13 protein-coding genes are annotated in these 12,786 nt (G+C 59.3%); 7 read left to right on the forward strand and 6 right to left on the reverse strand.

What is annotated here, in order from left to right; genetic code table 11:
* Positions 1-109: 109 nt before the first annotated feature.
* Together ACIROW_RS08805 and ACIROW_RS08810 are read left to right on the forward strand one after the other, a co-directional pair.
* On the forward strand, positions 110-1,063 hold the full coding sequence (locus ACIROW_RS08805) for a Tim44 domain-containing protein (protein ID WP_402274257.1): 954 nt from the start codon (positions 110-112) through the stop codon (positions 1,061-1,063).
* A 177-nt stretch (positions 1,064-1,240) separates the two neighbouring features.
* Entirely contained in the window at positions 1,241-1,663 is a 423-nt protein-coding gene (locus ACIROW_RS08810) for an OsmC family protein (protein WP_402274259.1), read from the forward strand.
* A gap of 10 nt (positions 1,664-1,673) precedes the next feature.
* Here ACIROW_RS08810 and ACIROW_RS08815 read toward each other — a convergent pair whose 3' ends face one another.
* The 6 genes from ACIROW_RS08815 to ACIROW_RS08840 form a co-directional block, all read right to left on the reverse strand.
* The gene (locus tag ACIROW_RS08815) at positions 1,674-1,904 is read right to left on the reverse strand and encodes a hypothetical protein (protein WP_402274261.1); all 231 of its coding nucleotides are present in this window, start codon (positions 1,902-1,904) and stop codon (positions 1,674-1,676) included.
* Between the two features lie 35 nt (positions 1,905-1,939).
* Positions 1,940-2,920, reverse strand: coding sequence for an aliphatic sulfonate ABC transporter substrate-binding protein (locus tag ACIROW_RS08820; RefSeq protein WP_402274263.1), 981 nt, complete (start codon positions 2,918-2,920; stop codon positions 1,940-1,942).
* Between the two features lie 37 nt (positions 2,921-2,957).
* On the reverse strand, positions 2,958-3,821 hold the full coding sequence (locus ACIROW_RS08825) for an ABC transporter permease (protein WP_402274265.1): 864 nt from the start codon (positions 3,819-3,821) through the stop codon (positions 2,958-2,960).
* Positions 3,822-3,825: 4 nt separating this feature from the next.
* Positions 3,826-4,821 carry an aliphatic sulfonate ABC transporter substrate-binding protein gene (locus tag ACIROW_RS08830; protein ID WP_402274267.1) on the reverse strand — a complete coding sequence of 332 codons (996 nt, stop codon included), beginning with the start codon at positions 4,819-4,821 and terminating at the stop codon, positions 3,826-3,828.
* A gap of 165 nt (positions 4,822-4,986) precedes the next feature.
* Positions 4,987-5,592, reverse strand: a complete 606-nt coding sequence (locus ACIROW_RS08835; RefSeq protein ID WP_402274270.1) for a sensor histidine kinase — start codon at positions 5,590-5,592, stop codon at positions 4,987-4,989.
* Positions 5,593-5,595: 3 nt separating this feature from the next.
* On the reverse strand, positions 5,596-7,227 hold the full coding sequence (locus tag ACIROW_RS08840) for a tetratricopeptide repeat protein (protein WP_402274272.1): 1,632 nt from the start codon (positions 7,225-7,227) through the stop codon (positions 5,596-5,598).
* 412 nt (positions 7,228-7,639) lie between these two features.
* On the opposite strand from ACIROW_RS08840, the gene recA reads away from it, so the two are divergent.
* The 5 genes from recA (at position 7,640) to ACIROW_RS08865 (ending at position 12,662) form a co-directional block, all read left to right on the forward strand.
* The gene (gene recA, locus ACIROW_RS08845; protein ID WP_402274274.1) at positions 7,640-8,746 is read left to right on the forward strand and encodes a recombinase RecA; all 1,107 of its coding nucleotides are present in this window, start codon (positions 7,640-7,642) and stop codon (positions 8,744-8,746) included.
* Between the two features lie 56 nt (positions 8,747-8,802).
* Entirely contained in the window at positions 8,803-9,273 is a 471-nt protein-coding gene (gene recX, locus ACIROW_RS08850) for a recombination regulator RecX (RefSeq protein WP_402274276.1), read from the forward strand.
* Between the two features lie 431 nt (positions 9,274-9,704).
* On the forward strand, positions 9,705-10,871 hold the full coding sequence (sucC, locus tag ACIROW_RS08855) for an ADP-forming succinate--CoA ligase subunit beta (RefSeq protein ID WP_144967216.1): 1,167 nt from the start codon (positions 9,705-9,707) through the stop codon (positions 10,869-10,871).
* A gap of 17 nt (positions 10,872-10,888) precedes the next feature.
* Positions 10,889-11,770, forward strand: coding sequence for a succinate--CoA ligase subunit alpha (gene sucD, locus ACIROW_RS08860; protein WP_053195940.1), 882 nt, complete (start codon positions 10,889-10,891; stop codon positions 11,768-11,770).
* Positions 11,771-11,936: 166 nt separating this feature from the next.
* A complete protein-coding gene (locus tag ACIROW_RS08865) occupies positions 11,937-12,662 on the forward strand; it encodes a TerC family protein (protein ID WP_402274280.1) in 726 nt (241 codons plus the stop codon).
* Positions 12,663-12,786 lie beyond the last annotated feature (124 nt).

Genomic DNA, 12,786 nt, shown 5'->3' on the forward strand with positions numbered 1-12,786 from the left:
CCCTGTCATCTGCTGCATCCGACTTGAACCGGTACACGCACCAACCAGTTTCTATTGTTTTACGGCCGATGCGACCGCCTTCGCATCACATTCCATCTCAGGAGATAGCATGAAAAAAGTATTTGTCGCGCTGATAGTGGCTGCGATGACCCTCGCCATCGGCGTCACCAGCGTTGAGGCCAAGCGCCTCGGCGGCGGTGGTTCGATCGGCAAGCAATCGTCGGGCGCCAGCCGCCAGGCGCAAAGCCCTATGCAGCAGAACCAGGCCGCAGCGGCCAAGCCGGCTGCGCCCGCCGCAGCCCCTGCAGCAGCGGCGCCGAAGCCTAGCCCATGGAAGGGCATCCTCGGCGGCGCCTTGCTGGGTCTCGGCCTGGGCGCGCTGTTGTCGCACTTCGGCCTTGGCGGCGCCATGGCAAGCATGATCAGCACCATTCTGATGGTCGCCCTGCTGGCTTTCGCCGCCATGTTCATCTACCGCATGTTCCGCCGCAAATCGGAAGCCAACAGCAACAGCAATGAGCGTCCGGCCTACGCCGCCAATCAGGGCGACTTCAGCAACCAGACGCCGGCCATCGGCTCGCAACTGGAAGCCGAGCAACCGAAGGCGCTGCAAGGCAACACCTTCGGCAGCGGTGCTGCTGCTGTCGGCGGCGCCGGTGCTGCGGCGTTTGAGCCATCGTCTTACGGCGTTCCCGCGGACTTCGATACGGTCGGTTTTGTGCGCAATGCCAAGACTTACTTCATCCGTCTGCAAGCCGCCTGGGACAAGGGCGACGCCAATGACATCCGCGAATTCACGACGCCTGAAATGTTCGGTGAACTGAAGATGCAATTGACCGAGCGCGGCGCCTCGGCCAATCACACCGACGTGGTGTCGCTGGATGCGGACATGCTGGGCGTCGAGACGGTCGGCAACGACTATCTGGCAAGCGTGAAATTCTTCGGCTTCATCAAGGAAGACCAGAACGCTTCGCCTACCCAGTTCAATGAAATCTGGAACCTGTCCAAGCCGGTCTCCGGCAACGGCGGCTGGGTATTGGCTGGTATTCAGCAACTGTCCTGATCGACGTTTGATCGGACTGGAAAGCCGCTCTTTGGAGCGGCTTTTTTTTTGATCGCGATGCTGGCGTCAGTACCGACGTCGTCAACTCCTACGCCTGCTTGCGCGCTTGTCCTATGTCGCCGTCTCAGCAGACGTCGCATGATGACCCTTTAGTCCAATGATGCAAAGGAGAACACCATGCAACGACAAGCTTCCGCCGTCTGGAACGGCAGCCTGAGGGATGGCAAGGGCGCGCTGACCACCGAAAGCAAGACACTGGACTCGACGCAGTATTCGTTTTCCACGCGCTTTGAAAACGGCGTCGGCACCAATCCCGAAGAACTGATCGCCGCCGCACATGCAGGTTGCTTTTCGATGGACTTGTCCAGCCGTCTCGGCAAGGCGGGACTCGGCGTGGAACGCATCGACACCAACGCCACACTGACGCTGGAAAAAGTGGAAGACGGCTTCTCCATCACCACCATCGTGCTGGATGTGAAGGCGAAATTGCAGAATCCGGATCAAGCCAAGTTCGACGAAGCGGTCGATGCTGCCAAGAAGGGCTGTCCGGTGTCGAAGGTACTGAAAGCCGACATCAGCGTGCGCACCAGCCTGGTTTAAGAGTGAAGCCCTATCGTCGAGACGACGAAAGAGAATCGGGTTGCCGCTCTTGCGTCGGCTCTTCTTTCTGAGGAAAGTCTTGACGGTTGACTGACTCGGCCGCTTTGGTCTTCGTAGCTGCTGCGCAATCGCAGGCCGCCGTCTCGGCGCCTGAATCTTTATTTGTACGGAAGGAATAACGCAAAGCCAGCGGTACGGCGATGATCGCCAGTGCCGCTGTCGTTGCGTCGAGCCAGTCCATGCTTATCCTGATTTATCCCGATCTGAACGGCCGGCTTACGCCGGCTTCCAGATCGACACGTCGGTGGCGTTGACCTTCTTCGGCAGCAAGCCTGCCGCGAAGAAGGCATCGGCGATGCGCTGCTGTTCACCCAGCGCATTCACCACCACCGCGCGCACGTCATAGCTGCGGCGGCTGTTTGCCAATTCAATGGTCGGCGCATCCAGGCCCCAGATCGGCGCCAGGAAAGCGGCCGCTTCCTTCGGATTCTGGCGTACCCACAATCCAGTCCTTTTCAATTCATCAAACACGATCGCCAGCACGTCCGGATGCGCTGCAGCGAACGGCGTCGAGGCCAGGTAATAGCGCTGGTAGTCAGCCACATTGCGGCCATCCGACAAGATGCGCACCTGCGTTTGTTTCTGCACGCCCGCGAGGAACGGATCCCAGGTCACCCAGGCGTCCACGCTGCCGCGTTCGAAGGCGGCGCGGCCGTCGGCCGGGGTGAGATAGGCGGCATCGATGTCGCTGAATTTCAGGCCGGCCTTTTCCAATGTTGCAATCAACAGGTAATGCACGCCGGCCGCCTTGGTCACGGCAATCTTCTTGCGCTTGAGATCGGCCACGGTCTTGATCGGCGAATCGGCGCGCACGACGATCGCTTGCGCCGATGGCGACGGCGCCTCCTGCGCCACGTAGGTCAGCTTTGCGCCGGCCGCCTGGGCGAACACCGGCACGGTATCGGCAACGTCGGCGCTGAGGTCGACACCGCCGACGTTAAGCGCTTCCAGCAGCGGCAGGCCGCTGGAGAATTCGTGCCAGCTGATCTTGACGTTGAGCGGTGCCAGCAGTTTTTCCAGCGTGCCGTTGGCCTTGAGCACGGTCAGCAGCGTCGAGGATTTCTGATAGCCGATGCGCGCCAGTACCGGCTTACCGGTCTGTGCGAAGGCGGGCAGGGCGAAGCTGCCGGCTGCAGCGGCGGAGGTCAGTGTGGCGATAGCGTGGAGCAGGCGGCGGCGTTGCAATTGAGTTGTCATGAGGAGAAAAGGTAAAGTCGAAAGATGGTCAGCCGGGTCAGTCTGGCCGAGAAGCCAGCACGTCGCGCCAGCGCAATTTGCGCGTCTCGATATGCTTGAGCAGGCTGTCGGAAAGTTTCCCCAGCGTGGCCAGGATGATGATGGCGGCCAGTACGATGTCGGGACGGCTGCTTTCGCGGCCGTCGGACAACAGGTAGCCGACGCCCTTGGTGGCGGCGATCAGCTCGGCCGCGACCAGGAACATCCAGGACAGGCTGAGTCCGGTGCGTAATCCCGTGAACAGGTTCGGCAAAGCCGCCGGCAGCAGGATGCGGCGAATCAGGTCGCGTGATGAAAGACCATGGATTTCGCCGACTTCGAGCAGTTTGCGATCGACATTGTGGATGCCGGCCACCAGATTGATATAGACCGGGAAGAACGCGCCGATGGCGATCAATACAATCTTGGGCGTCTCGTCGATGCCCAGCCACAGCAGCAGCAAGGGAATCCAGGCCAGGCTGGGGATTGCACGCAGCGCCTGAAAGGACGGCTCCAGCAGCGACTCGGCGCGTCTATGCATGCCGACCAAGACGCCGAAGGCGACCGCCAGCAGCGCGCCGATGGAGAAGCCTGCGGCTACGCGCGCCACGCTGACGGCGATGTGGGCGAACAGGTCGCGCTTGGCCAGTGCGTAGATGGTCTGCGCAATCTCACTCGGCGGCGGCAGCAGCCGTGACGGGATCAGGTCCAGCGCTGAGCCGATTTCCAGCGCGCCCAAAAAAAACACGGGCAGCAGGGCTCCCCATGGCCAGTTGATGGGCTTCTTCGGCGCGCGGGCGACCTCCGTGGCACGGTCTTGCGCATCGTGCAAAAAACCAGCTTGATGCGCTTCCAGCGACAGCAGCGAGTGCGACTCTTTCATGGCTTCATGCCTGGCGGATCAGGCCTTGCGAGTAAGCAGGATCGATCAGCGTGGTGATCGTTCTGGAGAGGTCGGTGCCGCCCTTGACCAGTTCTTCGTCGAGCAGGATGGGCGCAGCGGCGCGCAGCGCGTCGATATGTTCCTTGCCGATCTGCGGGTTGGAAAAATCATTGCGTTTGAGTTGCAGTTGCGCCACCGGCAGCGACAGCTTGGCTTCTTCGGCGATCAGCCTGGCGGTCTCGTCCGGGTTCTTGATGATCCACAGGCGCGCACGTTCGTAGGCGCGAATCACGCGCTTGACCTCGTCCGGATATCTGGCGGCGAAGCTGTCGCTGACGTTGAGGAAACCGTAGGTATTGAAATTGACGTTGCGATAGATCAGCTTCGAGCCGGCTTCCAGCTCGCTGGCCGCCAGATGCGGATCGAGTCCGGCCCAGGCGTCGACGCGCTTTTGTTCCAGCGCGACGCGACCGTCGGGATGTTGCAGGTGGAGGATTTCCACGTCGCTCTTGGAGAGACCGTTTTCATGCAGCGCACGCAGCAGGAACAGATAAGGATCGGTGCCCTTGGTGGCGGCGATTTTCTTGCCCTTGAGTTCCTTTACCGATTTGATGGTGGAGTCTTTCTGTACTGCCAGCGCGGTCCACTCGGGACGCGAAAATACATACACCGCCTTGGCCGGATTGCCGTTGGCGCGCGCAAGCAGGGCGGCCAGACCGGCTGTGCTGCCGAAGTCGACGCTGTCGCTGTTGAGGTATTCGAGCGCGCGATTGCTGCCCTGGCTCAGCACCCATTTCACCGAACCTCCGGAGGACTTCAGGTCTTCTTCCAGCCAGCCGAATTTCTTCAGCACCAGGCTGGGTGGTGAATACGTTGCATAGTCGAGGCGGATGGTCTTGGGCGCGTCGGCGGCGCGGCCGATCAGCGGCAGGCCCAATGCGGCAGAGCCGAAGGTTGCTGCCGTGGCAGTGCTCAACTGGAGGAAGTGGCGGCGTTGCATGATGTCCTTTTCTTGTTCGAGTCTGTCAGGCCGCCTCGTTGCAAACGAGGCCAGCCTGTCCCTGTCGGGATGACTCTACGGACGAAGTCCAGGGAAAAGAACGATTTTTTTCGCGCTTGCTTATGCGTTCAACGCATGCCGGGCGCGCAGAGAATCAGCACGATGTCAGGGTAAATGCAGTTCGAACTGGGCGCCGCCGTCGGGATGGTTGCTCAGCAATGCTTCGCCTTTCTTGTCGCCCTTTTGGTGGGCGGCGGCGATGGCCTTGCACAAATCCATGCCGAGACCGGTGGACGGTTTGATTTCGTGCGTGCCGATGCCGGGGCCGTCGTCGCGGATACTGAATACCACGCCGTTGCCATCCTTGCGGCAGGACAGTTCGATGTGCGAGCGGGCGAAGCGGGTGGCGTTCTGCAACGCGGCTTCGAGCGCCAGGCCGACCAGATTTTCATCGAAGAAGGCGACCAGCGGCATGCCTGCGCTATTGATCGCGACCTCGAGGCCAGATTGACTGATGGTCAGGTGGCGTAGCAGGCCTTCAAGGAAATCCTGCGGCGACAGCGCTTCGATCTGCGCCGTCAGTCCTTGCGAAGACGCTTTATACAGCGTCAGGAAGCCGATCAGCTTTTCCTGCAGCGTGAGGCAGGTCAGGTGCGCGTGGCCGGCGCGCTCGTCGGGCGACTCGGCGGCAAGCACGCGCAATTCACCCTCCAGTACGCCGAGCGAATTCTTGATGTCGTGAACAATAATGGCGGCCAGTTTTGCGTCCATGGATCAGCTCTTCTGCGCAGCTTTGGCAACCGCGTCTCGTAGGAATTTATGCATCTTGCTGACGCGGTCGTTGCCCGGGATCAGGCGGTCCAGCGTATTGAGGTAGCGGTTGACGCGCTTGACGTAATCCTGATTGATCCCGCGCTGGCTCATCCACAGCAGATGCAGCTGGGCGGCTGCCATCAGCACGCCGGTGTTTTCCGGCATGCTGTGCAGCGCTTCTTCCAGTTTGGCCAGCGATTCATCCGGCTTGGCGCTGCGCATCAAGGCGTTCGCTTCGGCAATGATGCCCATGCATTGCTTGACGGCGCCGTCGACCAGTTCGTCGGTCATGCTTTCCTTGCCGCAATCAGCCAGGACTTTGCGCGCCAGCGTCAGCAGCGTCTTGTTTTCGTGGTCGGACTTGACGGCCTGTGAAATCAGCTGCGCGCCTTCTTCGTCGCGACCGACCGAGAACGCAGCCTTGGCCAGCGCCAACGTCCCCATTTCAGATGGGGTACCTTCGGCGGCATTGCGTGCCGCTTCGAACGCCATTTCGGCGGAAATCATGTCGCCCAGCTGAACATACGCCTGCGCCGCCACTGCCGATTGCGTCGAGATGAACATCTTCGATTCAGCGTAGCGCTTGGGCGCATTGGCCAGCAGCGCCAGCGCCGCATCTCCGTCGCCGGTGTCGACGTGCACCTGTGCCAGCGTCAGCAGGTCGCTCGGCTGCGCGGTCAGCGAACCCTTGGTGTGCTTGAGCACCTTGTCGAACGCTTCCTTGGCCTGGTCCAGGTCGCCGACGCGGTAGGCGGCGTCGCCGACCAGGCGGCTGCGGCGCGCCGACGGGATGATTTCGGACGAACGCGCGAGGGCGTCCAGCGCCTGTTGCTGATTGCCTTGCGCCTCTTCAATCTGCGCCAGCAGGTCGTAGGCTTCAATGTATTGCGAATTCTGCGCCAGCACGGCTTGCACCAGCACCTTGGCGTCGTCGAATTGGCCGGCCACGATATTGCAGCGCGCCATGCCGACCTTGGCCCATACCAGGTCGTCGCGCATTTCCAGCGCCTGCGCGTAGACCGCGCGCGCTTCTTCGATGCGGCGCAGTTCGATCAGCAGGCTGCCCTTGGTCTTGAGGATGTCGACGATCCATTTGGGCGCGACCTTCAGCACGTTGTCGCATTCAACGATGGCGCCGGCCTGGTCCTTGCGCTTGAGCTTTTCATTGATCGGCAGCAGCGCGTTCTGCTTTTCCAGCAGGCGGTCGATCCGGTCGGCCAGCTTGGACGCCGTCAGCGGCTTGAGCATGTAGGCGTCAGGCTGGAATTCGGCGGCGCTGGCAACCAGGTTGTAACCGCTTTCGGCCGTGACCATGATGAACATGGTGGTGGGCGACAGCATATGCTGGGTGCGGAAGAATTCCAGCAACTGCTGACCGTTGGTTTCCTTGTTCAGGTTGTAGTCGCAGACGATGAGGTCGTACGTACTGCCGCCCTGGACGGCGCGAATCGCTTCGTCGGGCGTGCCGGCCTGGTCGACTTTGGTGATGCCGAGCTGGCCCAGATGCATGCGAATGTTTTGGCGCATGGCCGGCATGTCGTCGATGATGAGCGAGCGCAGGCTGGAAATGCGGCTGAATGGAACCAGGGTCATAGGGGGAAAGCAGGAAACTCGTAATATTACTAGCTAGAAATGTATATCAAATACGTCGAATATCCGCAATAAATCTGGGATATTCCTTGAAATCATCTGCATTATCGCTGAAAGACGCTACAGCCGTCGCTTCCGAAAAACGAGGAACAGACGTTGTGCATGCATGAACCGTACCGGCAGGGCCGTTATAATCGGAATCTCGGGAGCCGGGGAATCGGCGGCATACTAACAGACTATCGAATTTTTTTTCGATCGCAATCGTATTCCTTGCGCTGTCGCGCCATTTCGGCCCATTCCGCTATTCCGGATTGCAACAGCAGAAAAAGAACTTGCACAAACAACTGTTTTTTTATACAGTGCTGCTTAGTTGATCTCTGACTGATCCGAACGAACACTTTGTTGAAAGAACCCTATGGACGATAAAAAATCCGCGAACAACTCTGAGAAGGGCAAAGCGCTGGCCGCTGCCCTTGCACAGATCGAGAAGCAATTCGGCAAGGGCTCGGTCATGCGTATGGAAGACGGCGCAGTCCTCGAGGAAATCCAGGTCGTCTCGACCGGCTCCCTTGGCTTGGACATCGCGCTGGGCGTCGGCGGTCTGCCGCGCGGCCGCGTGATTGAAATCTACGGTCCGGAATCCTCCGGTAAGACCACGCTGACACTGCAAGCCATTGCTGAAATGCAAAAAATCGGCGGCACCTGCGCCTTTATCGACGCGGAACATGCACTGGACGTGACTTACGCGCAGAAACTGGGCGTCAATTTATCCGAACTGCTGATTTCGCAGCCCGATACCGGTGAACAAGCGTTGGAAATCACCGATGCGCTGGTGCGCTCCGGCGGCGTTGACCTGATCGTCATCGACTCGGTTGCTGCCCTGACGCCACGTGCCGAAATCGAAGGCGACATGGGTGACTCCCTGCCGGGCCTGCAAGCACGCCTGATGTCGCAAGCGCTGCGCAAGCTGACCGGCAGCATCAACCGCACCAGCACCACCGTGATCTTCATCAATCAGATCCGCATGAAGATCGGCGTCATGTTCGGCAACCCCGAAACAACCACCGGCGGCAACGCGCTGAAGTTTTACGCCTCCGTGCGCCTGGATATCCGCCGCACCGGCTCGATCAAGTCTGGTGACGAAGTCATCGGCAGCGAAACCAAGGTCAAAGTCGTCAAGAACAAGGTGGCGCCGCCATTCCGCGAAGCTCACTTCGACATTCTTTATGGCGAAGGCACATCGCGCGAAGGTGAAATTCTCGATCTGGGCTCAGACGCCAAGATCGTGGAAAAGTCCGGCGCCTGGTACAGCTATAACGGCGAACGTATCGGCCAGGGTAAGGACAATGCACGCAATTTCCTGAAAGAACGTCCGGAACTGGCGCGCGAAATCGAAAACAAGGTACGCGTTTCGTTGGGCGTTCCTGAATTGGCTGCAGGTGGTGCAGGTACTCCTGCTGCTGCAACACCGGCACCAACTGGCAAAGGTTCTGCAAAGAACGTCGCTGCCGAAGAATCCTGATGTCGTTGTACTTCGCTCGTGTCTTGTCGGTCGCAACGATCGCGACGGTGTGACCGATGCCCAGGCCGCAAATCAGCCTGAAGGCGCGAGCGCTCAAATATCTCTCTTCACGTGAGCATAGTCGTCTGGAACTTGCGCGTAAGCTAACTCCTTACGCGCAAGATGACGACGATATCGAAGCTCTGCTGAACTGGCTGCAAGAATCCAAATTCCTTTCTCAAGAGCGTTTCTCCGAATCCTTGGTGAATCGTCGCGTTGGCCGTTACGGCAACAACCGCATCCTTTCCGAATTGAAAAGCCACGGCATCACCGGCGAAGCGCTGGGGGAAGCCAAAATTGGGCTCACCCAGGGTGAAAACGAGCGGGCGCGCGAAGTTTTGCGGCGCAAATTCGACGAAGCGCCGACCGACGGCGTGGCGCGCGCCAAGTGCATGCGTTTTCTACAGCAGCGTGGTTTTTCGCATCGGGCGATTCAAGCGGCGGTCAAAACTGCGTGGAGCGACGGTGAGCATGACGATTTTGATTGACCGATCGGTCGATTAATCAAGGTTTCCCTTCGGTAGTTCGTCAATACCCCTGCTGTAGCGTGGACTTTTGTCCGTACGGCAATCCCGCAAAAATAGTCTCCATAAGCCCATCCTGCTGCCTAGGCGGGGCGAGCTGTGCTAAAATCTCCGGGTTTTTGCTGCGCCGCATTAGCGGCTGTCATGGCAATCTTTGCGATGACGACACGCAATGCGACAACGACTAATGTTGATCAAATGGCATTCTCTATGCCCAATGCACTGTCTGCACCTTCTACTAAGCAATCCGCCCGGCTGCATCAGCCACGCGTCTCCTCGTTCGGGGAAAACGCGCCAGCGCGGATTCTTGCCTCCATTCGCGCCGCGCGGTGTTGCCGCCAGCCGGATTTCAATCCAGTAAGTTTTATTTAATAGTGTCTTAAAGGGAAGCTCCCATGAAAATCCATGAGTATCAGGGCAAAGAAATCCTCCGCCAATTCGGCGTGACCGTTCCACGCGGCATTCCATGCCAATCCGTTGAAGATGCCGTCAAGGCAGCTGAAACGCTGGGCGGTCCGGTGTGGGTCGTCAAGGCGCAAATCCACGCGGGTGGCCGCGGCAAGGGCGGCGGCGTGAAAGTCGCCAAGTCCCTGGAACAAGTCAAGGAATACGCCGGCCAGATCCTCGGCATGCAATTGATCACGCACCAGACTGGCCCTGAAGGCCAAAAAGTGCGTCGCCTGCTGATCGAAGAAGGCGCGGACATCAAGAAGGAACTGTACGTTTCCATGGTCACCGACCGCGTCAGCCAACGTGTGGTCCTGATGGCTTCCAGCGAAGGCGGCATGGACATCGAAGAAGTTGCAGAAAGCCACCCTGAACTGATCCACCAGATCGCCATCGATCCGTCGACCGGCCTGACCGATGCCGACGCTGACAGCATCGCCACCAAGATCGGCGTTCCAGCCGCGTCCGTGGTCGACGCGCGCAAGCAATTGCAAGGTCTGTACAAGGCATACTGGGAAACCGATGCGTCGCTGGCCGAAATCAACCCGCTGATCCTGACCGGCGACGGCAAGGTCATCGCTCTGGACGCCAAGTTCAACTTCGACTCCAACGCGCTGTTCCGTCATCCTGAAATCGTCGCTTACCGCGATCTGGACGAAGAAGATCCAGCTGAAGTCGAAGCTTCCAAGTTCGACCTGGCCTACATTTCCCTCGACGGCAACATCGGCTGCCTGGTCAACGGCGCCGGTCTGGCCATGGCCACCATGGACACCATCAAGCTGTTCGGCGGCGAGCCAGCCAACTTCCTGGACGTCGGCGGCGGCGCAACTACAGAGAAGGTTACCGAAGCATTCAAGATCATGCTGAAGAACCCAGAACTGAAAGCCATCCTGGTCAACATCTTCGGCGGCATCATGCGCTGTGACGTGATCGCCGAAGGCGTGATCGCTGCGTCCAAGGCCGTTTCCCTGAAAGTGCCGCTGGTTGTGCGCATGAAGGGCACCAACGAAGAAATCGGCAAGAAGCTGCTGGCCGACTCCGGCCTGCCGATCATCTCGGCAGACAGCATGGAAGAAGCTGCGCAAAAAGTTGTTGCTGCAGCCAACGGTAAATAATAGGACAAGGAATAGCTATGTCGATTCTGATCAATAAAGACACCAAAGTCATCACCCAAGGTATCACCGGCAAAACCGGTCAATTCCACACCCGCATGTGCCGCGATTACGCGAACGGCAAGAACGCTTTCGTTGCAGGCGTGAACCCGAAGAAGGCCGGCGAAGATTTCGAAGGCATTCCAATTTTCGCGAATGTGTCCGAAGCCAAGAAGGCTACCGGCGCGACCGTTTCGGTGATCTACGTTCCACCTGCAGGCGCAGCAGCTGCGATCTGGGAAGCTGTCGAAGCCGACCTGGACCTGGCCATCTGTATCACTGAAGGCATTCCTGTGCGCGACATGCTGGAACTGAAAAACCGCATGGCCAAGGCCGGCAGCAAGACATTGCTGCTCGGTCCTAACTGCCCAGGCCTGATCACACCGGACGAAATCAAGATCGGCATCATGCCGGGTCACATCCACAAGAAGGGCCGCATCGGCGTGGTTTCCCGTTCGGGCACATTGACCTATGAAGCCGTCGGTCAACTGACCGCACTGGGTCTCGGTCAATCGTCCGCAGTCGGTATCGGCGGCGACCCGATCAACGGTCTGAAGCACATCGACATCATGAAGGCCTTCAATGACGATCCGGACACCGATGCCGTCATCATGATCGGTGAAATCGGCGGTCCTGACGAAGCCAACGCTTCGTACTGGGTCAAGGACAACATGAAGAAGCCAGTCATCGGCTTCATCGCCGGCGTGACTGCGCCTCCAGGCAAGCGCATGGGCCATGCCGGCGCGCTGATCTCGGGTGGTGCTGATACTGCCGAAGCGAAGCTGGCGATCATGGAAGAGTGCGGCATCAAGGCAACACGCAATCCGTCGGAAATGGCGCGTCTGCTGAAGTCGGTGCTGTAATTCATTTGCCGCACTGGCAAGCGAACGGCAGGCTGGATTGATTTGTCGACGTTGTTGCGATCGTTGCAAACTCGGCAGAACTTCCCGGCCTGACCGGTGACATACCAATATGGGGAGCTCCGGCTCCCCATATTGCTTTAGTGTTCACGAATATTTTGGGGGTTGTATGGATTTTTTGACGGAACTGAACTGGCTGGCGGTCGGCCAGATCATCCTGATCGATATTTTGCTCGGTGGCGACAACGCCATCGTGATTGCGCTGGCGTGCCGCAACCTGCCGGCCAACCTGCGCTTGCGCGGCATCCTGTGGGGCACGTTCGGCGCCATCGCCATTCGTATCGTGCTGATCGCCTTCGCGGTGACCTTGCTGCAAATGCCGTTCATCAAGCTGGTGGGGGGCGTCCTGCTGTTCTGGATCGGCACCAAGCTGCTCAGCGAAGACGACGGCCATGGTGAAATCAATGGCAGCGACAAGCTGTTGTCGGCGATCAAAACCATCGTCGTGGCCGACCTGGTGATGAGCCTGGACAACGTCATCGCGATTGCCAGCGCTGCCGAACAGGCAGCCGGCGAACATCAGTTGCTGTTGGTGGTGTTCGGCATTCTGGTCAGCATCCCCATCATTGTCTGGGGTAGCACGCTGGTGCTCAAGCTGATGGAAAAGGCGCCGCTCATCATCACGCTGGGCGCGGCTTTGCTCGGCTATCTTGCGGGCGGCATGATCATCTCCGACGTGGCGATCAAGGGCTGGGTGCAGACCTATCTGCCGCACCATGAGTTCGAGGTGCCCGGCCTGCAACTGCATCTGAGCCTGCCCGGCGTGGTCGGTGCCATCGGCGTCGTGATGGTCGGCAGCTGGCTGGCACGCAGGGCGCAAAAGCACGCGGCATAAAGAAGGTCTGAAGCAACCGGGCGAGGCCGGATGATAAATTCCGCCTCGCCCGTGCGGTTATAAAGATGTTCACAAATTCGCCGTGGGCGAATATGATCCATGCGGGGAGTCTGGCGTTGCCCGA

The sequence above is a fragment of the Herbaspirillum sp. NPDC101397 genome (assembly GCF_044767325.1).
Classification (GTDB): domain Bacteria; phylum Pseudomonadota; class Gammaproteobacteria; order Burkholderiales; family Burkholderiaceae_D; genus Herbaspirillum.

What these genes read in the sequence shown, in the direction of transcription:
- ACIROW_RS08805 (WP_402274257.1), top strand. Translation starts at nt 110, where the DNA reads ATGAAAAAAGTATTTGTCGCGCTGATAGTGGCTGCGATGACCCTCGCC.
- ACIROW_RS08810 (WP_402274259.1), top strand. Translation starts at nt 1,241, where the DNA reads ATGCAACGACAAGCTTCCGCCGTCTGGAACGGCAGCCTGAGGGATGGC.
- ACIROW_RS08815 (WP_402274261.1), bottom strand. Translation starts at nt 1,904, where the DNA reads ATGGACTGGCTCGACGCAACGACAGCGGCACTGGCGATCATCGCCGTA.
- ACIROW_RS08820 (WP_402274263.1), bottom strand. Translation starts at nt 2,920, where the DNA reads ATGACAACTCAATTGCAACGCCGCCGCCTGCTCCACGCTATCGCCACA.
- ACIROW_RS08825 (WP_402274265.1), bottom strand. Translation starts at nt 3,821, where the DNA reads ATGAAAGAGTCGCACTCGCTGCTGTCGCTGGAAGCGCATCAAGCTGGT.
- ACIROW_RS08830 (WP_402274267.1), bottom strand. Translation starts at nt 4,821, where the DNA reads ATGCAACGCCGCCACTTCCTCCAGTTGAGCACTGCCACGGCAGCAACC.
- ACIROW_RS08835 (WP_402274270.1), bottom strand. Translation starts at nt 5,592, where the DNA reads ATGGACGCAAAACTGGCCGCCATTATTGTTCACGACATCAAGAATTCG.
- ACIROW_RS08840 (WP_402274272.1), bottom strand. Translation starts at nt 7,227, where the DNA reads ATGACCCTGGTTCCATTCAGCCGCATTTCCAGCCTGCGCTCGCTCATC.
- recA (WP_402274274.1), top strand. Translation starts at nt 7,640, where the DNA reads ATGGACGATAAAAAATCCGCGAACAACTCTGAGAAGGGCAAAGCGCTG.
- recX (WP_402274276.1), top strand. Translation starts at nt 8,803, where the DNA reads ATGCCCAGGCCGCAAATCAGCCTGAAGGCGCGAGCGCTCAAATATCTC.
- sucC (WP_144967216.1), top strand. Translation starts at nt 9,705, where the DNA reads ATGAAAATCCATGAGTATCAGGGCAAAGAAATCCTCCGCCAATTCGGC.
- sucD (WP_053195940.1), top strand. Translation starts at nt 10,889, where the DNA reads ATGTCGATTCTGATCAATAAAGACACCAAAGTCATCACCCAAGGTATC.
- ACIROW_RS08865 (WP_402274280.1), top strand. Translation starts at nt 11,937, where the DNA reads ATGGATTTTTTGACGGAACTGAACTGGCTGGCGGTCGGCCAGATCATC.